Source organism: Lentzea chajnantorensis (genome assembly GCF_054300775.1).
On record NZ_JBSDZT010000002.1, the window covers coordinates 6,848,520 to 6,866,986 of the forward strand.

An 18,467-nucleotide genomic window follows, 5' to 3' on the forward strand; every position below is an offset into this window, starting at 1 on the left:
ATCGGCGGCCGGCGTCCTGGCGCAGCAGGCCGGTCTCCCTGTCGTAGCGCGGACACCACACCGGAGACGGTCCATCACGGCGATCCGTTCGCGGTGCAGCTTCTTGAGGAACGTCCTGGCTTCCAGCCGCAGTCGTGCGTCCAAGTTGGACAACGGTTCGTCCGTCAGCAGCACCTCGGCCGACGCCGCCACCGCCCGTGCCGGTGCGGCCCGTTGCCGCCGGCCGCCGGAGCACGGCGGCCACGAGGTCCCGACAGATGTCTCAGCGCCCTCTCAGCGGGCGGCTGCAAGGCTGCCGCTCGAAGGGGGTAGATCAACTGTGCAACTGCTGCTCGCGGCCGTCCTGGCCGCATCGACCCTGGTGACACCGCAGGTCACCGGCCCGTTCCCGGTGGGCGTGTTCGACGCCCACCTCACCGACACCCGCGCTGATCCGTGGCACCCGGACCAGCGCAGGGAGCTCATGGTCACGGTCACCTACCCGGCCCGCGCGAAGGGCGAGCGGGCGCCGTTCCTGTCCCCCGCCGTCGCCGCGGCGGCCGACCCGGTGCTCTCCAGCCCCGGCTACCTCGACGTCCCGGCGGGCACGGTCGACTGGGCCGGCACGCTGCGGCAGGCCAGGACGCGGGCGCCCGCGCTCCCCGGCCGGTTCCCGGTGGTGCTGTTCTCGCCGGGACTGCAGTCGCCGCGCGAGTTCTACGCGGGTGCCGCGGAGGACCTGGCCAGCCGCGGGTACGTCGTCGTCACGGTCTCGCACACGCACGAGTCGCTGGTCGTCGAGTTCCCGGACGGCCGCCTGGTGCCGAGCGAGGTCGGCGACGCCCGGCCGGAGACCATGAGGAAGGCGATCGACGCACGGGTCGCGGACATGCGGTTCGTGCTCAGCCGGCTGCCCGGCCTGCACCGGGGCGCGGACCTCGGCCGGGTCGGGATCGCCGGGCACTCCTACGGCGGCTACACGGCCGGCGAGACGATGGTGCGCGACCGCAGGTTCGACGCGGGCATCAACATCGACGGCGCCATGGAGCACAGCGGGTCGGGCCCGTACGCGCCGGGCGAGATCGTCACGAGGGGCGTCGACCGGCCGTTCCTGCTCTTCGGCGGTGACCTGCGCGAGCGCGAGCTCTCGCACGTCGACACGAGCCTGACCCGGTCGTGGGCGGACTTCTGGCCGAACCAGCGCGGCTGGAAGCGGGACGTGCACCTCGACGACGGCGCGCACCTCGGGTTCAGCGACCTGCAGTGGGCGGTTCCGCAGGTCGGGGCGGTCACGGCGGAGCGCAGGGCCGACCTGATCGGCACGATCGATCCCCGGGACTCGCTGAAGGCGCAGCGCGACCACGTGGCCGCGTTCTTCGACCTGCACCTGAAACACCGCGCCACCACGCTGTTCGACCGCGTGCGCCACCCGGGAGTCCGCCTCGTGGGCTGACGGCGGCGGTATGGTCTGGTCCAATGGCTGTCGAGTTCGCCGTCCTCGGACCACTGCTGGTCCGCGTCGACGGCAGGGAGCTTCCGCTGGGCGGGTTCACCCGCCGGGCGGTGCTCGGCTTCCTGCTGCTCAACGTCGGCCGGGTCGTGTCGGTCAGCGAGCTGACCGGGGCGCTGTGGCCGGACGACCCCCCGCCGACGGCGCGCGGGATCGTGCTGAACGCCGTGTCGGCGTTGCGCAAGGCGGGCCTGGACCTCGTCACCCGCAAGCCCGGCTACCTGCTGCGCGCGGAACCGGACCGCGTCGACCTGCACCGGTTCCGCGCCCTGCTGGGCGGCGCCGCCACCGCCGCGACACCGGAACGCGCTGCGACGCTGCTGCGCGACGCGCTGGCGTTGTGGCGCGGGCCGGTGCTCGCCGACCTGGTGGCGGACGGCGTCACCTGGCCCGCGCTGGTGGAGATCGCCCAGCTGCGCGAGGTCGCGGTGGAGGACCGGATCGACGCGGAGATCGCGTGCGGGCGGCACCGCGAGGTGGTCGCGGAGCTGGAGGCGCTGGTGCGCGACCACCCGCTGCGGGAACGGGTGCACGGCCTGCTGATGCTGGCCCTCTACCGCTCCGGCCGCCAGGCCGACGCGCTCGCCGTGTTCCGCCGGGCCCGCGACCGGTTCGCCGCGGAGCTCGGCATCGACCCGGGACCCGACCTGGTGGCGCTGGAGCAGGCGGTCCTCACGCAGGACCCGGCGCTCGCGCTGATCCCGGCCCCGGCGCCGGTCGTGCTGGAGCGCAAGAAGGTCAGCGTCCTGGTGACCCGGTTGGAGCTCGGCACCGACGAGGCGGCCGACGAACAGCTGGAGGTCCGCGGCGCCGACGTCCGCGACCTGGTCGAGGCCCTCGGCGGGGTCGTGGTGACGACGCTCGGGTCGACCCTCTGCGCCACCTTCGGCGCACCCGCCGGGAGTGAGGACGACGCGGCACGGGCGGTGCGCGCGGCGTTCGAGGTCGTCGGACGCCACCCCGCGGCCGCTGCCGTGTGCACCGGTCCCGCGCTGGTGACGTCGGGCGACCGGCTGGAGGTCAGCGGCACGTTGCTCGACGCGGGGCTCCGGCTGGTCGCCCTGGCCGCGGCGGGCGAGGTGCGGACCTGTCCCGCCACCGACCGGGCGCTCACCCCCGCGGGCGACGACGCGCCGTTCGTCGGGCGGTCGGCCGAGCTCGCGCGGTTGTGCGAGGCGTTCGACGAGGTGACGCGGACCCGGCGGCCCCGGCTCGTGACGCTGGTCGGCGAACCCGGTGCGGGCAAGTCGCGGCTGGTGCGCGAGTTCACGGCGGGGCGCCCCGCGCTGACCGGCCGCACGCCGCCGGTCAGCCACAACGACCCGCTGGCACCGCTCGCGGAGGTTCTGCGCGCCCACGCCGGCGTCTACGACACCGACTCGGGGGCGGCGGTCACCGCGAAGATCAGGGCGATCAGCTCCGAACCGTGGCTCGTCGCGCAACTGTCGGCGTTGCTCGGTGTCGGCCCGCAGGGCAGCGATGTGCTGATGGCGTGGCGCAGGCTGGTCGAACAGCTCGCGGCCGACCCGCTCGTGGTGGTCGTGGAGGACGCGCACCGGGCCGACGACCTGCTGCTGGACTTCCTGCACGGCCTGGCCGACACCGCCGACGACGTGCCGCTGCTGGTGCTCGTGACGGCCCGGCCGGAGCTGCTGGCCCGTCGCCCGTCCTGGGGCGGCGTCACGACGCTGGCCCCACTGTCCGAAGAGGACACCACGCTGCTGCTGAAGGTGCTGATGACCCGGCACGACGTGACGGCGGACCTGGACGAGCTGCTGCACCGGTCGGCGGGCAACCCGCTGTTCGCCGGGGAGTACGTGCGGATGCTGCGCGACGGCGCCGGGGACGCGTTGCCGGACACGGTGCAGACGGTGATCGGCGCGCGGCTGGACTCGTTGCCGCCGTTGGAGAAGGTCGTGCTGCAGGACGCGGCGGTGCTCGGTGCGACGGTGTGGCCGGGCGCTGTCGCCGCGGTCGCCGAACGCGCTGTAGAGGAGGTCACGCGGTCGCTGGAGGTGTTGCGGCAGCGGAATTTCCTGCACCGGCTGCCGGTCAGCAACGTCGTGGGCGAGGCCGAGTACGCGTTCAGCCACGTGCTGGTGCGCGACGTCGCCTACGACCGGGTGCCGCGCGGGCCCAAGGCGATGAAGCACTACCGCGCCGCGGAGTGGGTGCGCGCACTGCCGCTGGAGCACGTTCCGCTGCTGGCGCACCACTTCCAGGAGGCGGTGTGGCTGGCCGAGGCCTCCGGGCGGCCGTGCGACATCCTCGGCCGGCACGCGCGGGAGGCGTTGACCGAGACCGGTCGCAAGGCGGCGGCGCTCGCGGCCCGCGCCACGGCGACGCGGTGCTTCGAGGCCGCGCTCGCCGTCTGCCCGCCGGGCCACGGTGATCGCGCGGAACTGCTGACGTTGCTGGGAACCAGCCTGTCCGGGGACGGCGCCGGCACGGCGGAGCTCGCCGAGGCGGTCGAGCTGCACGTGGCCGCCGGCGACCTCGCCGGTGCCGCGGACGCGTCCAGGGCGGCGTGGCAGGCGTGCTGGAACCGCGGCGAGCACCGCGAGGCCGTGCGGCACCTGGACCGGGCGCTGGAGCTCCTGGCCGCGGCTGAGCCCGGTGAACGGGTGTGCGCCGTGCTGGCCCAGGCCGCGCACGCGCTCACGCTGGTGGGCCGCACCGACGAGGCGATCACCGCGGCACGGACGGCGTTGACCGGGGCCACCGGCACCGAGCGCGCCATCGCGTGGGAGACGCTGGGGTTGTCGCGGGTGAAGAAGGGGGACGCGGCGGGGATCGACGACATGCGCCAGGCCGTGGCCGAACGGCAGGCGGCCGGTGTCTCCGCGAGCCTGTGCCTGTTCACCATGGGCACCGCGTACGCGATGCTCGGCGATGCGCGCGCACGACGTGCCGTGCGCGCGGAGGCACGGGCGGCGGCGTTGCGCCACGGCGACCGGCACACCCTGGCCTGGCTGGAGTCGTCGCGGTACGTCGAGCTGTTCTGGGGCGGCGACCACGAGGCGGCGCTCGCGAACCTCGGCGAGTCGATCGCGGCCGGGCCGACCGAGCCGTTCTACCACGCGATCCGCGCGCGAATCCGGTTGCTGACCGGCGACCTGCCCGGTGCCCGCGCCGACGCCGCCCACGCGCTCGACCTGGCCCGCCGCAAGAACCACCCCGGCGAGCTGCAGCACCCGCTCGTGCTGGCCGCACGGCTCGCGCTGCTCGACGGCCGGCCCGCCGGAAAGTGGGTGGACGAGCTGCTCACCGTGCTGCCCGGCCACCAGATCACCGGGCCCATCGGCGCCGGTCTGCCGCTCGTGCTCGCCGCCACCGGGCACGGGCCGGAAAGCCTCGCCGGAGTCTCGTGGTCGCGGTGGCGCGACGCGGCGGAGGCGTTCCTGCGCGGCGACCGGGCCGCGGCGGTGCGCGAGTACGAGCGGATCGGCTCGGTGCCCGACGTCCGCGAACTGCGATGAGCCGCTGGTTATCGCACGGAAATAGCGTCCGGGTGTGCCCTTCACGCCGCGCTACTACCAGGCCAAGACCCAGCTGGTCGACCTGCTCGCCGAGCTGCCGGACGGCACACCGTTCCCGCCGGAGCGCGAGCTGGCGGAGCTCTACGGCATGTCGCGCACCACGATCCGCAAGGCGCTGGACGAACTGGTGCTGGAGGGCCGGCTCATCCGCAGGGCCGGCCGGCAGGGCACGGAGGTGGCGCCGCGCAGGCCGTTGCACCGGGTGAGCCTCGACGCGCTGGTCAACGACCTGGCGGCGCGCGAGTCGGTGGCGGTGCGCACGATCGGCGCGCAGGACGTGGTCAACGTCGAGGCGGTGCTGGTGCGCGGGGACGAGCCGATCGGGGTGCGATCGACGTTCCTGCGCGCCTCCCAGTACCCCGGTCTCGCCGAGCGCTACGACCACGAGGTGCCGCTGCGGCGGTTCCTCGCCGACCACTACCGCGTTCGGTTCGGCGACCTGCACCCGTGGTGCACGACCGCTCTCGCGACCCCGCGCGTCGCCGGTCTGCTCGGCGTGCGGTCGGCGACACCGCTGCTGTCGGTCGCATGGATGGCGCACGACGTCCACGGCCGCGCCGTCGAACGGTCCTGGGTGGTGCTGCGCAGCGACCGGGCGCACCTGACGATGCACCTGCCGCGCACCGGCCACGTGGTGCGCAGGTCGACGGCGTGACCCTCGTCAGCGCACGGTCGTGATGTCCGCCCACACCGTCTTGAACTCGGGGAACCGGTTGTGCCCCCACACCTGCGCCAGCCCGTTGACCAGCAACAAACCGCGTTGCCGCCGCCCGAGGAACCCCATCCGCCCCAGCTGCGGGAAGCGGCCGGGCGTGCCGTCCTCGACCTCCACCCGCACGACCTCGCGCTCGGGCAGGGACATGACCCGGACCCGGCGCGGTGGCGCTGCGTGGTGGTAGGCGTTGCTGACGAGCTCGGTGGCCACGACCATCACGTCGACCACCACGTTCTCATGCATCCCCAGAAGGAGGCGACGGACCTGCGCGCGCACGTCGGCGAGCGGCATCATCCCCTCCGGCAGGACGAGGTCCACGTGCTCGCTGGACCGTCCGATGACACCCATCAGCCTCTCCCCGCGCCCTGTTGCTTCAAGGCAGCGGGATCCGTACCCAAAGGCGCGACGATCGAAACCCACCGAACCGAACTCACTTCTCTTCCCTCGGGAGGTCGGCCCACACGACGGTGCCGCCGTGCGCCCTGTCCACACCCCACCGGTCGGACAACCGGGCCACCAGCACCAGGCCGTAGCCCCGCTGCGGCCGGCTGACCTTCCGCAACGGCGGCCGGGCCTGCGCGTCGTGGGTGATCTCGACCCGGATCTTGCCCGGTGAGAGGACGACCCGCAGGAACGACGGCTCGGAGGTGTACCGGTAGGCGTTGCTCACCAGCTCGTTCACGACCAGCAGCACGTCACCGACGCAGTTCTGGTCCTCGCCCATGAGCTCCAGCCGCACCCAGCGCCGAACGGTCGCGAGCGAGGGCCGCTGCCTGCCCAGCGGCAGGTGCGACACGTCGTCCGCTCGTGCTGCCTGGTCGTGCGCCAAACCGCTCCCCAAGGGTCACGTTGATCAGTTCTGCGCGGGTTACCCAAGTGCATCGGCGACCAAACCAGTGACTTGCACCCGATCTTCGAGGGTGCCGCCGGGACCGTTCCCACCACTACTCTGCGCACGTGATCCGTTACCTCATCGCGTTCGTGCTGGTCCTGCTCGCCGCGACGGGCACCGCCGGACCCGCGTCGGCCCACGCCGAGCTCAAGAGCAGCACCCCGGCGGCGGGCGCCACGCTCGACGCCGCGCCCAAGCAGGTGGAGCTCGTCTTCAGCGACACCGTGAGCCTGCCGGAGGGCGACGCGGTCGTCATCACCGGACCGGACGGCGCAACGTGGCCGGTCACGCGGGCGGCCGCGGTCGGCAGCACCATCACCGCGACGGTCGACCCGGCCGCGGCGAAGTCCGGGGCGCACACCCTCACGTGGGCGGCGCAGGCCGACGACGGCGACGTCGTCCGGGGCACGGTCGCGTTCACGTTGAACGTCGTCGCGGTCACGACCTCGGCACCGGTCACGACCACCACGTCGGCCGCGGCGGCGTCGACCGCTCCCCCGGCGGCCTCGGCCGAGCAGGGCTCAGACGGGCTGCCCGCCTGGGTGTGGGTCGTGCTCGGGCTGGTCGTGGTGGTCGGCGCGCTCCTGCTGGTCCGCCGCCGCAAGCAGGCGTGAGCGCAGGAGGTCGCGTTCGGCCGGGTGCACGGCCAGGTCGAGCGCGGCCTCCAGCGCGGGACGCGGGTCGGCGCCCAGGCGGCCGAGCAGGTCCGCGCGCACCGCGTGGAACAGGTGGTACCGCTCCAGCCCCAGCTCGTCGACCAGCCGCAGCCCTTCCGCCGGGCCGGCGACCTCGGCGACCGCCACCGCGCGGTTCAGCGCCACCACCGGGCTCGGTGCGAGTGCCATCAGCTGGTCGTAGAGGGCCACGACCTGGGTCCAGTCGGTCGGCGGGTCGCTGTGCACGGCGTTGATGGCGGCCTGGACCTGGTACGGGCCCGGCCGGTTCCGGCGCAGGCACCGGCGCACGAGGTCCTGCCCCTCGTTGACCATGTCCGCGTCCCAGCGGGACCGGTCCTGGTCGGCCAGCAGCACCAGCCTGCCGTCCGCCAGCCTGGCCGCGCGCCGTGACCGGACCAGCAGCATCAACGCGAGCAGGCCCTGCGCCTCCGGCTCGTCCGGCATCAGCGAAGCCAGCACCCGGCAGAGCCGGACCGCCTCGTCGGCCAGCGCTCCTTCGCCGAGGTACCCCTCGGTGAAGACGAGGTAGAGGACGGCGAGCACGGCCGCGAGCCGTTCGGGCAGGTCGGCGTCGCGCGGCACCCGGTAGGGGATGCGGGCGGCGCGGATCTTGCCCTTCGCGCGCACGATCCGCTGCGCCATCGTGGTTTCCGGCACCAGGAACGCCCTGGCGATCTCACCGGTCGACAACCCGCCGAGCAGCTTCAGCGTCAGCGCCACCCGCGCCGGCAGGGCGAGCGACGGGTGGCAGCAGGTGAAGATCAGCCGCAACCGGTCGTCGGGCACGGCACCCACGTCCTCCACCTCCGGTTCGCGCGGCACCAGCGCCGACTGCTTCTCCCGGCCCTTGGCCTCGCGGCGCAGCCGGTCGACGGCGCGGTTGCGGGCCGTGGTGATGATCCAGCCAGCCGGTGCGGGCGGCACGCCGTCGACCGGCCAGCGCGCGGCGGCCGTCGCGAAGGCGTCCTGCACCGCCTCCTCAGCGAGGTCGAGGTCGCCGAGGAACCGGGTCAGGACGGACACGGCGCGGCCGTACTCCGCGCGGAAGACCTCCTCGATCATCCGGACGCGACGGGCCGCACCTCGACCGCCAGCGGGCTCAGCACGGTGGCGAGCCGGCGCCCCCACTCCAGCGCCTCGTCCAGGTCGGCGGCCCTGATGACGGTGAACCCGCCGATGTGCTCCCTGCCCTCGGCGAACGGCCCGTCGGTCAGCAGCACGTCACCGTCCTTCGCCCGCAGCACGGTCGCGGTCGTCGGCGGGTGCAGGCTGGCGGCGAACACCCACGCCCCGCGCGCCCGCATCTCCTCGTTGAGCGCGCCGAGGTCCCGCATGATCGGCTGGAGCACCTCGGGCGGCGGGACCTCACCGTCGGGCTGGTAGATGCTGAGCAGGTACTGCTGCGTCATGGTGGACTCCTCTCGCCCTCCACACCAACGCGGGCGGCCCGATTCGACAGGGTGAGCCCATGATCCCCGCTCGACGCCCCGGACGGGGTGGTCACGGCGTGAGGGCCGCGACGCGCTCGTCGAGCTGCTCCTCGGTGGGCGCGCCGATGAGGAGCTCGACGGACCCGTCACCGCGGACGAACGCGAAGGTGGGCTGCGCGGTCACCCCGAACCGCTTCCACACCGCCCCGTCGAGGTCGGCGAGGTGCGGGAACCCGTCGAGCCGGTGGCCGGACACGAACTCCTTCATCGCGTCGAGCCGGTCCTCGGCCGCGACACCGACGAACTGCACCTCGTGGTGCTTGCCCGCGACCTTCGCGACGGTCGGCGCCTCGGCGTTGCAGGACGGGCACCACGGCGTCCAGAACCACAGCACCGCGGGGTTCCCGACGAGCTTGTCGCCGCGGAACTCGGCGCCCTCCAGCGTCGTGGCCGTGAACTGGAACTTCTCCGGCGCGGGCGGCGGCTGCGCGCAGCCCGCGAGCACCAGCACCGCGAGCAGGACCCCAAGGACGCGCACGGTCCTCACCTCCTGCCTGGGCCTACGGCCTCGCACCTCCTGCGGTTCAGCGGCAGGCCGCACGGAAAGCGGCGAATGTTGAAACGGACGAACAGCTCAGATGCCGATTGCGGCGATGTCGCGGAGGCAGCCCCGTTCCGGCACCGGGGATAGAGTTGCGAGGTGCCGGTCGAACAGTGGCTCGAAGCCATCCCTCCTCTGCTCGTGTACGCCATCGTGGGCCTCGTGATCGGCTTCGAGTCGCTCGGCATCCCGCTCCCCGGCGAGATCGTGCTGGTCACCGCGTCCCTGCTGGCCTCGCAGCACGACGAGCTGAGCCCCCTGTGGATCGGCGTGTGGGCGAGCGCGGGCGCCATCATCGGCGACAACTTCGGCTACCTCATCGGCCGTCGCGGCGGTCCGCGCCTGTTCGCGTGGATGGGCCGCAAGTTCCCCAAGCACTTCGGCGAGGCACAGCTCACCCACGCCCGCCGCGTGTTCCACAAACGCGGTGCCTGGGCGGTGTTCTTCGGTCGTTTCGTGGCACTGCTGCGCATTCTCGCCGGCCCGCTGGCCGGTTCCATGCACATGCCCTACGGGAAGTTCCTCGTCGCCAACGCCCTCGGCGGCGTCGTCTGGGCCGGCGGCACCACGGCGGCCGTGTACTACCTCGGCGTGGTGGCCGAGAAGTGGCTGAAGGGCTTCTCGTACGCGGGCCTGGCCATTGCCGTGGTGGCCGGCGTGGTGGGCACCGTCGTGATCAAGCGCCGCCTGGCCCGTGCCGCGGAGGAGCCCGCGAAAGAGGTCACCTCCGCCTGAGCCGTCCCCGGACGGCGCTCACCCGGTCTCCGCGTCCGGTTCGACCACGGTGCCCTCCAGGACCTCCGTTCCGTCCTCCCCCTCCGGCCACGCCTCGGGCGCCGGTCCGAAGGCCCGCCGCGCGGCTCGCACGGCCAGTGCGGCGACGGCGGCGTTGGCACCGCCGCCGATCACCGCGCCGATGCCGAACGGTGCCGCCCGGCCGAGCACGATGATCCCCTGCTTCGTGCCGTACTTGGTGACGAAGTTCTTGCCCAGCACCTTGTTGATCCGCAGCAGCGTCGCCGCCGGCACCTTGCCGACGAGCTGGCGCGCCCAGTGCTGACCGGTGCGCTCGGCGACCTTGCCGATCGTCTTCGACCCGGACTCGCCGAGCAGGACCCCCAGCACGAGCGTCCGGCGCCGTTCGACCTCCTCGACGCGCACCCCGTGCACCTCCGCGACGGAGAGCACGAACAGGGCGCTCAGCTCCAGCGACGAGAACGCCTCCCCCGCCGACAGCGCGATCGCGACCCCGGTCCCCACGGCGGGAGCGGCGGCGGCACCCCCGACCGCGGCACCGGTTCCGGCGAGGGCGCTGACGTACATCCGTTCCAGGGTGCGGACCACCTCCGCCGGGGTGGCCTCCGGGTTTCGCTGGCGGGCCCTGGCGATGTTCTTGCGCACCAGCGGTGCCTGCAGGCCGATGGCCTTGTCGAGCAGGCCGAGCACCGGGTTGCCCCGCTCGCCGGGGTCGGGAACCGGTCCTTCCGGGACGTCAGCGGACACGCCGAACTCCTTCACCTCGTCACGTTCGCGGGCAGTCTCGCACCGGCGCGGCCGGAACCGGTGCGGCACCGGAGGGCGACCTGCGGGTTCCCGGGAAACTGTCCAGAACCGGCGTCGAACAGGACACGGGCCGGGGTCTCGGCCGGGTTCGCCGGCCGATCCGCACGAACCTGGCGGAGCATCAGCTCGCCGACCTGCAGCCCGCCAGGTGGACCTGGACATCCATCCCTGCCGTTGTCCGGACCTGGTTGGCGGTTTCGGCGCTCTGGGACGGCGGAGCGGCATCGTGGGTGTCGAGGTCGTCGAGCTGTTGTCGGACGCGGTCGGCGTCGGCGTGACGGCCTTGGTCCCGGTACAGCTCCAGTGCCTCCCGCCACACCGTGCGGGCCTGCCCCTACCGGCCGAGGACGGTGTGGGGCTGGCCCACGTGGTCGAGGGTGTTCGCGACCTCGCAGGCGTCGCCGAGGCGGCGGCGCAGGGTGAGGGCGTGGTGGATCTTGGTCGACGGGCCGCCGCGTGACCGGCCGATAGCATGATCATCTGGTTCGGTCTGCCCGCCACACGACCCGCTCGCCCCCTGTGCGCGCAGGCGTGCGGCGGCGGGCACCGGCCGTGTGCTGATGGGCGCGCACGATGCTGGAGCCGACCGAGACCTCCCGGTCCAGCTCGTCGACCGCCTCCGCGATCACCCGCACCTTCGACACCGGCATCGTCAGGATGCCGTTGCGCGAGCACCGCCAGAACCGGTTGCACACCGTCTTCCACGGCCCGTACCGCTCCGGCAGATCACGCCACGACACAAGGTCAAAGCACGTCAGAGCAACCAGCTTTGAGGACGGGCCCCGGCACCCGTCCTCCCAGGGACTCCGTTTCGAGGGACCAGGATGTGCGCGCCAGGTGACGAACCGATCGGCGGCCTCCGCCGCGCCGCGGTGTGAGCCGCGCGTCGAGGTCACTCGGGCAGGAGCGCCAACTCCGCTTCGACGCGTTCTCGCATCGACTGGTTGACCGGTCCGTCCAACCGGGCGTGGGCGAACGTCAAGCACCTGCGTGCGCGGTCGACGTCGCCCACGTTGCGCCACGCGACGCCCTCGCTGAGCGCCAGTTCTGCCTCACTCCGGTAGCGGGCCTGGTCGATGCCCGGCTGTGACCGCGCCGCGCGGTAGGACTCCGCCGCCTCTTCCCAGCGGTTCAGCCCGGCGAAGGAGTCACCCGTCAGCGCGAGCAGGTGCGCTTCCATCTTCGACACGAGGCCGTGGTTCGTCTGATCACTGCGATCCCTCGTTTCGACGAGCAACGCGCTGTGCAGCTCCAGAGCCTCCTGGAACTCACCCGCCGCCAGAAGCGACGTGCCGAACGACAGCGTCGCCCACAGGCGCTCCTCGAAGAAACCGAGGTCCTTCGACACGAGGTAGGCCTGTCTGCTGTGTTCGACGGCTTCGGCCGGCCGCCCCAGCGCTGCCGAGGTGAGCCCCAGTGCTGAATGCGACGCCAGGACCATCCTCCGGTGGTCGATCTCCCGGGAGAGAGCCAGTGCTTCGTGGAGCACGTTGAGCGCGCGGTCGCTTTCACCGGCGGACGCGTGCAGCGTCCAGCCCATCAGTGCGAGCATCTCGGCTTCTTTGACGCGGTCCCGGAGCGCTTGCGCCGCCTGGAGTCCGCACTCGAAGATCTTGTTCCAGCCGTACCCGTACTCCCGGCCGGGCATGTAGGTGTGCAACGACCAGACGAAGTCGTACACCTGTTCGTGCCAGCCCAGCTGCACGGCTTCCCTGCACACTTCGGACCACGTCGTGACGTTCTCCTCCAGCCAGTCCTCCGCTTCCCGCTGCGACCGGAACGGACAGTCTTCCGAGATCTCCCGCACGGTCGGGAGGAAGAGCCGGCCGGCGGCGGTGCCCAGGCTGAAGACATGGGCGTACAGCTCGTCGCGGAGCCGGTCTCGCTCCTCCTCCGGTTCCTCGTCGAGCCAGCACTCGTACGCGAACAGCCGGACCAGGTCGTGGAACTGAAGTCGAACGGGATCGCCGATGACGTTGATCAGCGACATCTCGACCAGCGAGTCCAGCACCGCGCCGATCTCGTCCGCCGGTGTGCCGGTCGCGACCGCGGCGAGGTCGTCGTCGAAGTGAGCGCCGGGAATGATGGCGAGACGCCGGAAAGCGGAGCGCTCACCTTCTCCCAGCCACTGGAGCGACGTCGCGAAAGCCGCCCGCACGTGCAGATCGCCCACCGACAACGAGTTCAGCCTCTTCCGCTGGTCCCGCATCTGTCCGACCAGGTAGGCGATCGACGAGAACCGCCGGGTGGCCAGTCGGTTGCCCACGATCCGCACGGCCAGCGGCAGGTTCCCGCAGAGGGAGACGAGCTCATCCGCTGCCTCCGGTTCGGATCGGACCACGTCATCGCCCACGATCGACGCGAGCAGGTCCACCGCGTTCGCCGTGGTCAGCATGTCGATCGGCAGCCGGTGCGCCGACTCCAGGCCCGCCAGGGCACGACGGCAGGTCACGATGGTCAAACTGTGCTCGCCGCTGGCCAGCAACGGCTTGACCTGAGCTTCGTCCATCGCGTTGTCCAGGATCAGCAGCACGCTTCGATCCCGCAACAAGGTGTGGAAGAGCGAGCTGCGTTCGCCTTGCGTCGGGGGTATGCGGCCCGGCGGCACCCCCAGCGACGTCAGCACGCGTTCAAGAGCGACGCTGGAGCTCATCGGCTGGTTGCCGACGCCACGCAGGTCCAGGGCAAGGGTGCCGTCCGAGAACCGGGACATCAGGTAGTCCGCGGCCGCGACCGCCAACGTGGTCTTGCCCACGCCCGGCGGGCCGGCGATCACCACGACGCCGCCCGCATCGGCCATCGTGGACAGGCTGCGGAGCTCGTCCTCTCTGCCCACCACGTTCGGCGTGACGGGCAACGCGTACAGCATCGCCCTGTTCTCCCCGTGCGCGGAGCGACGGCGCTTCTGCGTCGCCAGCACCACGAAGGACACCCGCTCGTCACCGGTCAGTCCGAGGGCGTCCGCCAGCAGTTCGGTCGAACGCTCCTGCGCGGCGGCCGCCCTTCCGTGCTCCAGGTCCCTCAGTGCCCGAACGCTCATGCCCGAAGCCAGGGCCAGCGCCGCTTGCGACAGTCCGGCTGCCGTCCGGTGGCGCAGGAGCGTCTGACCGAAGGTGGATTTCGACTGCGGACCGTGCGGTTCGCTCATGCGTGACAGTGCACCTCCCGACCTCCGCCGGTGGCAAGCGCGCTCGCCGTGGAGCGACCACTTCGTTGCCGAGGCGGCGGGTGGGCGTTGAATCGATCAACGCCCACCCGTCGGATCACGCCGTGTTCCACCGGCCCACCCGGATCCGGGCTCCACGCGGCTTCTGGAGCCGCTTCCCGCACGTGCTCGGGCAGGGTGGTGTGGGCGGTGTCCCTGGCGTAGCGGCGGATCAGGTCGTGCATGGCGTAGCGGCCGCCCGGCCGCCGTTGCAGCAGCGAGGCGTTCTCCAGCCCGTTCGGTGAGCCAGCGCAGGGACCAGGACAGCACGGTGGGCCCGGCGGTGCGCGCGGTGATCGACAACGCCAGCGGGGGCCCCGCACAGCCCGATCAGCTCGTCCACCGCCTCGGGTTCGGCGACGACGCGGTCGGCGCCCAGGCGGGCGGCCAGCAGGACGCGGGCCTCCTCGTGGGTCAGGGCACCGAGGGGCAGGTGGCGGGCACCGTGCCGGTCGATCAGCGAGGCCAGCTTCTGGCGGCCGGTGACCAGCACGGTGCAGGTCGGCGAGCCGGGCAACAGGGGGTGACCTGGTCGCTGGTGGCGGCGTTGTCCAGCACGATGAGCATCCGCCGCCCGGCCACCAGACTGCGGTAGAGCGCGGCCTGGGCGTCGAGGTCGGTGAGGATGCGGTTCGCCTCGACGTCCAGGGCGTCGAGGAACCCGCGCACCGCCACCGCCGGCTGCATCGGCTCGCCGGCGGAGCTGAAGCCGTGCAGGTCGACGAACAGCTGCCCGTCGGGAAACCGCTCCAGGTGCCGATATGCCCACGCCAGCGCGAGCCAGGTCTTGCCGATGCCCCCGGCCCCGCCGATCGCCGACACCACCAACACCTCTGCTGAGGGGCCAGGGCGGCGGTCAGTTGGTCAAGCTCGGCGGCGCGTCCGACGAACCCCGAGGGAACGGCGGGCAACTGCCGCGGCATCGGCTGCCCCGGAACAGCAGGGTGAGGTGGTGGACGCCGCCGGTAACCGTGTGGGCCTGCCCTGCGCTCGAAACCGAGGTCGCGACCACCGTGTTCCGCACCTCGACGACGGGTGGCTGCTCACCCGGCGGGCCTGCCTCGCCGATGTCGTCTTCGTGTTGGTCCCGGACCGTCATGCCCCACCCCGGCACCACCACCTGGAAGACCCACGACGCCATTGGACGATCATCCCGTCCGGTCTGGGATACCGGGACGGCACCACCCCTCGAACGCACCCGGCATGTACTTCCCAACTCCGCCACCACCTCCGCTGACCAGGTCCGAACACCGCCGTCTTCGCCCGGACAGGACAGTTCTGTCCTGTCCGCTTGAACTTGACAGTGGATCAGGCCTCAGAGGTGCGGCTCGCCAAGTAGGTGCGGACGGTCGGGCAGTGCGTTGTCCAGACTTAGTTGCCGGAATCGGCGGTCGCGTCAGCGAGTCGGCAGCTGCCACTGATGGCATACCGGGTAGCGGAATCCGTTGGTGTCCGGTCAAGGGCGCGTCTTCGCGGACGTCGTCAGGTCTGGGCCGACTTAGAGGGTCACGGCGAGCGCGAGGGCTAGGAGCAAGATCTGGATGCCAGGAAGGGTCATGCGGCGGCAGTCGACAGACAAGCCCAGTGTTCGTCGCTTCAGGCCAGGATGGCAGCGCTGACGCTACCCAGTTCGATCCGACTCCCGACGCAGTCAGGAGTGCAACGCTCATAAAAAGCGTCATGTGACCACCTCCTCGACGCTCACTGTCTGCCCACTTGAGACTGATGTAGGAGGCGATGTGAGTGAAAAGCAGGATGATCGCTATCGCGATCAGGTACGCATGGAAGGAACCCAGCCCGAGGAAACCCTCGCCTCAAGCGACGAACCCGATCATTCTACCAACAAGCACCAGCAGCCGGGAACGGTCTCTCCAGGTCGGAAGCCCGCTGAGTTCACGACGTGCTCACTCCCCGAACGCCACCTCGAAGGCCTCGACTGAAGAGTTGCTCGGCGCGTTCAAGGTGCGAGAGGCGACGTCGACGGCGATCGCCAGATCCCCCGGCCCGGGATACCGTCCCCGGCGTGTACGACCACGTTAATCGGCGTGGAGTTGATCTGGAGCTGCTCGCCGGGACGTGCCAGCGCCGTTGCGCTGAACGCTCCGGGCGGCCGGTTCGCTGTCTGCCGCCGGGTGACCGCCGGGCCCACCACCAGGTACTCATCGCCGTCGAAGGCGACCCGGTCACCGACCCTCAGAACCGCTCCTGCCGACGTCACGAGCCCGCCGCCTCACCTCTGACCACGACCTCTGGATGTCTGGGCAGGTCCAGGTTGGTGTTCAACTCACGCCGCCACAGCAGGTGGAACAGCACCGGCAGCACCGCGATTAGATCGCCGACCTCATCGGCTCCGTCCAACAGCCGGCTGGAGCGGAGCACGCCGCACGCAGCGCGGCGGCAACGTCATCGAGCCGGTGGTGAGGATGCCGGTAGCCGTCCGCTGGCTCCCCAATGGCGCCGTCGAGTCCCGACACGGAAAGCGTCAGGCAGCAAGCGACTCATAATGCCGGAAGTTGCATCTACCATGCGCGTATGGCGCAATGCACAGCACCAGTCGAAGGCCACCGCTCGTCAGCGGCAGCTGCGCGATGCCCGGCATGTCGTGGGAGAAGTTCGTATCGCTCCTACTCTTCCTACAACCCGCCACGGACTTCTTACAGCGGAGGGTCGTCCAGTGGTAGCGGCGAGGGTTACCGAAGCTTGTCAGGCGGTGGAGGCTCGCGCCACACCAGGACGGGCACGACGGTGTCGTACACCCCTACCGAATGGCGCACCGTCGAGCCCTTCACCCAGAAGGCTGGCGAGCAGGCTCAGGCACACCCGGAACGCCGCGACCTCTTCCTCTGCCACGCCTGGGACGACCGAGAAGGTAGCGCAAAAGAGCTGTATGGCCACCTGAAGTCGAATGGCGCCTCAGTGTGGTTCAGCGAAGAAGACCTCCTACTCGGTTCGCTCATGATCCGCGAGATTGATAAGGGGCTACGAAACTCCCGCGTCGGGATCGTGCTAGTCACGCCTGCGCTGCTCAGGAGCATCGAGTCCGAGGGCGTGGCCGAGAAGGAGCTGGCCGTACTGCTCTCCACTCGTCGCGTCATCCCTGTACTACACGAAGTGAGCTTCGACGACCTCAACAACGTCAGCCCGATGCTGGCTTCGCACGCTGGACTCAGTACCAAGGAGTCAACGCTGAGCAACGTCGCAGCCAAGGTCGCCGCCGCTGCGGCCGCGCTTCCCGCTGCATAGACCGACCAGCTACAAGAGGCCAAGGCCGGTGGCCGAGGTATAGCTTTGGGCTGCATTGCCGCATTCCGACGGCGTCCCTTCGGAGATCGTCGCCGAGAAGCGCAATCAGGCTGGGGCGGTCCCCGTCGTCCGCAGGGTCCGCAGCTGCGCCAGGGACAACTCCCGCGTCCGGTCCGACACGGGCGAGGACGTCCAGTCGTACAGATGACGGTTCGCCGTCACCTGACTCGTGTCCGGGGTGACGTCGTGACCGCCGGAGGCCACGATCTTCTCGATCATCTCGGCGAACTTCCCGGGTCCACCGCCGCCGTATCCGACGTTATAGCCGTCGCCGGTCTTCTCGGGTAGGAAGTGCAGCTCGCCGCGGTCGTTGCGCAGCCACATGACGCCAGCGTCCCGATCGATGATCAAACGCTCCAGCACCTGTCCCTCGGGCAGCGACAATGGGGAGAAAGTCCAGTAGGTCCAGTTCTCGATGTTCCCGCTGACCGTGCGGTAGTGCTCCTTCACGACGGGCATCCAGGTGAGCGGATCGTAGAGGGTCGTCAGACACAGACAGCCGTCGCCGGCGATTGCCGACGGCGACTCGGGGTCGTCGAAGACGCAGGGAGCCCACAGTCGCGGGGCCTCATTATTGGAGACCAGGGCCATGTGAAGCGGGGTCGGCTCGGTGTCTTGCAACCGGCCAATCCATTCCTGCGTGTACCGGCTGGACTTGCGCAGTCGCTGGGTGGCGTTGAGCGCAGATCCCCACATCTTCGGTGTCTCACTGTAGAGCACGAAATTGAACCATCCTCGCTGCGGGTCATAGGTCAGGTTCAATTCACGGCTAGGCTGGTAGGTCATCAGTCGGGAATCCCTTCTGCGGTCGGACCTACCAGCGTCCCATTTTCTCCCGACAAGAGCGGCCAGCACCCTCTGAGATAAAGGGAAGTTCAGCCAATCGGCGCAACCGCGATCACCGACAAGGTTGCCCGCCGAATGGTGAAGATCAGGGAAGCGCTGAACGTGTCAGGCGTGGTGCAGGATAAGCCGACCGGCGCAGCGAACCCAGTGATGCCAGGCATCGTAACCCGCCGGATCAGCCGTGACCGGGCACCCGTCGAGCGTCCG

21 protein-coding genes are annotated in these 18,467 nt (G+C 71.0%); 8 read left to right on the top strand and 13 right to left on the bottom strand.

Translation table 11 applies throughout. The features are described from left to right. Positions 1–319: 319 nt before the first annotated feature. Genes ACVDFE_RS32755 through ACVDFE_RS32765 form a run of 3 tightly spaced genes read left to right on the top strand, consistent with a single transcriptional unit; the run spans position 320 to position 5,683 of the window. Positions 320–1,432: an alpha/beta hydrolase family protein gene (locus tag ACVDFE_RS32755; RefSeq protein ID WP_360387496.1), complete on the top strand. Its 1,113-nt coding sequence runs from the start codon at positions 320–322 to the stop codon at positions 1,430–1,432. A gap of 23 nt (positions 1,433–1,455) precedes the next feature. Further along, positions 1,456–4,968, top strand: coding sequence for a BTAD domain-containing putative transcriptional regulator (locus tag ACVDFE_RS32760; RefSeq protein WP_458433231.1), 3,513 nt, complete (start codon positions 1,456–1,458; stop codon positions 4,966–4,968). Between the two features lie 34 nt (positions 4,969–5,002). Then, a complete protein-coding gene (locus ACVDFE_RS32765; RefSeq protein WP_458433232.1) occupies positions 5,003–5,683 on the top strand; it encodes a GntR family transcriptional regulator in 681 nt (226 codons plus the stop codon). A 6-nt stretch (positions 5,684–5,689) separates the two neighbouring features. Here ACVDFE_RS32765 and ACVDFE_RS32770 read toward each other — a convergent pair whose 3' ends face one another. Continuing rightward, positions 5,690–6,091 carry an ATP-binding protein gene (locus ACVDFE_RS32770; RefSeq protein ID WP_360387488.1) on the bottom strand — a complete coding sequence of 134 codons (402 nt, stop codon included), beginning with the start codon at positions 6,089–6,091 and terminating at the stop codon, positions 5,690–5,692. An 82-nt stretch (positions 6,092–6,173) separates the two neighbouring features. Then, positions 6,174–6,584, bottom strand: a complete 411-nt coding sequence (locus ACVDFE_RS32775) for an ATP-binding protein (protein WP_360387485.1) — start codon at positions 6,582–6,584, stop codon at positions 6,174–6,176. 116 nt (positions 6,585–6,700) lie between these two features. Here ACVDFE_RS32775 and ACVDFE_RS32780 point away from each other — a divergent pair, with 116 nt between their 5' ends. After that, positions 6,701–7,249 carry a copper resistance CopC family protein gene (locus ACVDFE_RS32780; RefSeq protein WP_360387482.1) on the top strand — a complete coding sequence of 183 codons (549 nt, stop codon included), beginning with the start codon at positions 6,701–6,703 and terminating at the stop codon, positions 7,247–7,249. Here ACVDFE_RS32780 and ACVDFE_RS32785 read toward each other — a convergent pair. From ACVDFE_RS32785 to ACVDFE_RS32795, 3 genes are all read right to left on the bottom strand, one after another. After that, entirely contained in the window at positions 7,157–8,374 is a 1,218-nt protein-coding gene (locus tag ACVDFE_RS32785; RefSeq protein WP_458433233.1) for an RNA polymerase sigma factor, read from the bottom strand. The genes ACVDFE_RS32780 and ACVDFE_RS32785 overlap by 93 nt on opposite strands. Continuing rightward, positions 8,371–8,721 (bottom strand): YciI family protein, encoded by a 351-nt coding sequence (locus ACVDFE_RS32790; RefSeq protein WP_458433235.1) that lies wholly within the window; start codon positions 8,719–8,721, stop codon positions 8,371–8,373. The genes ACVDFE_RS32785 and ACVDFE_RS32790 overlap by 4 nt, the downstream gene beginning before the upstream one ends. 91 nt (positions 8,722–8,812) lie before the next feature. After that, positions 8,813–9,280 (bottom strand): redoxin domain-containing protein, encoded by a 468-nt coding sequence (locus ACVDFE_RS32795; protein WP_360387474.1) that lies wholly within the window; start codon positions 9,278–9,280, stop codon positions 8,813–8,815. A gap of 162 nt (positions 9,281–9,442) precedes the next feature. Here ACVDFE_RS32795 and ACVDFE_RS32800 point away from each other — a divergent pair, with 162 nt between their 5' ends. Beyond that, on the top strand, positions 9,443–10,078 hold the full coding sequence (locus ACVDFE_RS32800; protein ID WP_458433236.1) for a DedA family protein: 636 nt from the start codon (positions 9,443–9,445) through the stop codon (positions 10,076–10,078). Between the two features lie 18 nt (positions 10,079–10,096). Here ACVDFE_RS32800 and ACVDFE_RS32805 read toward each other — a convergent pair whose 3' ends face one another. Beyond that, positions 10,097–10,846 carry a hypothetical protein gene (locus ACVDFE_RS32805; RefSeq protein WP_360387468.1) on the bottom strand — a complete coding sequence of 250 codons (750 nt, stop codon included), beginning with the start codon at positions 10,844–10,846 and terminating at the stop codon, positions 10,097–10,099. Positions 10,847–11,132: 286 nt separating this feature from the next. Between ACVDFE_RS32805 and ACVDFE_RS32810 the strand changes: the two genes are divergently transcribed. Beyond that, positions 11,133–11,366 (top strand): hypothetical protein, encoded by a 234-nt coding sequence (locus ACVDFE_RS32810; RefSeq protein WP_458433237.1) that lies wholly within the window; start codon positions 11,133–11,135, stop codon positions 11,364–11,366. A 16-nt stretch (positions 11,367–11,382) separates the two neighbouring features. Here ACVDFE_RS32810 and ACVDFE_RS32815 read toward each other — a convergent pair whose 3' ends face one another. The 5 genes from ACVDFE_RS32815 to ACVDFE_RS32835 all read right to left on the bottom strand — a co-directional run bounded on the left by ACVDFE_RS32815 (position 11,383) and on the right by ACVDFE_RS32835 (position 15,252). After that, on the bottom strand, positions 11,383–11,646 hold the full coding sequence (locus ACVDFE_RS32815) for a hypothetical protein (RefSeq protein WP_458433238.1): 264 nt from the start codon (positions 11,644–11,646) through the stop codon (positions 11,383–11,385). A gap of 152 nt (positions 11,647–11,798) precedes the next feature. After that, positions 11,799–14,054: an ATP-binding protein gene (locus ACVDFE_RS32820; RefSeq protein WP_458433240.1), complete on the bottom strand. Its 2,256-nt coding sequence runs from the start codon at positions 14,052–14,054 to the stop codon at positions 11,799–11,801. A gap of 229 nt (positions 14,055–14,283) precedes the next feature. Then, the gene (locus ACVDFE_RS32825; RefSeq protein WP_458433242.1) at positions 14,284–14,628 is read right to left on the bottom strand and encodes a hypothetical protein; all 345 of its coding nucleotides are present in this window, start codon (positions 14,626–14,628) and stop codon (positions 14,284–14,286) included. Beyond that, on the bottom strand, positions 14,568–14,933 hold the full coding sequence (locus tag ACVDFE_RS32830; RefSeq protein WP_458433243.1) for a hypothetical protein: 366 nt from the start codon (positions 14,931–14,933) through the stop codon (positions 14,568–14,570). The genes ACVDFE_RS32825 and ACVDFE_RS32830 overlap by 61 nt, the downstream gene beginning before the upstream one ends. A gap of 34 nt (positions 14,934–14,967) precedes the next feature. After that, positions 14,968–15,252, bottom strand: a complete 285-nt coding sequence (locus ACVDFE_RS32835; protein ID WP_458433244.1) for a hypothetical protein — start codon at positions 15,250–15,252, stop codon at positions 14,968–14,970. 598 nt (positions 15,253–15,850) lie between these two features. On the opposite strand from ACVDFE_RS32835, the gene ACVDFE_RS32840 reads away from it, so the two are divergent. After that, positions 15,851–16,051 (top strand): hypothetical protein, encoded by a 201-nt coding sequence (locus ACVDFE_RS32840; RefSeq protein ID WP_458433245.1) that lies wholly within the window; start codon positions 15,851–15,853, stop codon positions 16,049–16,051. Between the two features lie 274 nt (positions 16,052–16,325). Here ACVDFE_RS32840 and ACVDFE_RS32845 read toward each other — a convergent pair whose 3' ends face one another. Beyond that, positions 16,326–16,469, bottom strand: a complete 144-nt coding sequence (locus tag ACVDFE_RS32845; protein ID WP_458433246.1) for a hypothetical protein — start codon at positions 16,467–16,469, stop codon at positions 16,326–16,328. Positions 16,470–16,643: 174 nt separating this feature from the next. On the opposite strand from ACVDFE_RS32845, the gene ACVDFE_RS32850 reads away from it, so the two are divergent. Continuing rightward, positions 16,644–17,354 carry a toll/interleukin-1 receptor domain-containing protein gene (locus ACVDFE_RS32850; protein ID WP_458433247.1) on the top strand — a complete coding sequence of 237 codons (711 nt, stop codon included), beginning with the start codon at positions 16,644–16,646 and terminating at the stop codon, positions 17,352–17,354. Between the two features lie 105 nt (positions 17,355–17,459). Here ACVDFE_RS32850 and ACVDFE_RS32855 read toward each other — a convergent pair whose 3' ends face one another. Beyond that, positions 17,460–18,200, bottom strand: a complete 741-nt coding sequence (locus ACVDFE_RS32855) for a hypothetical protein (protein WP_458433248.1) — start codon at positions 18,198–18,200, stop codon at positions 17,460–17,462. Positions 18,201–18,467: the final 267 nt, after the last annotated feature.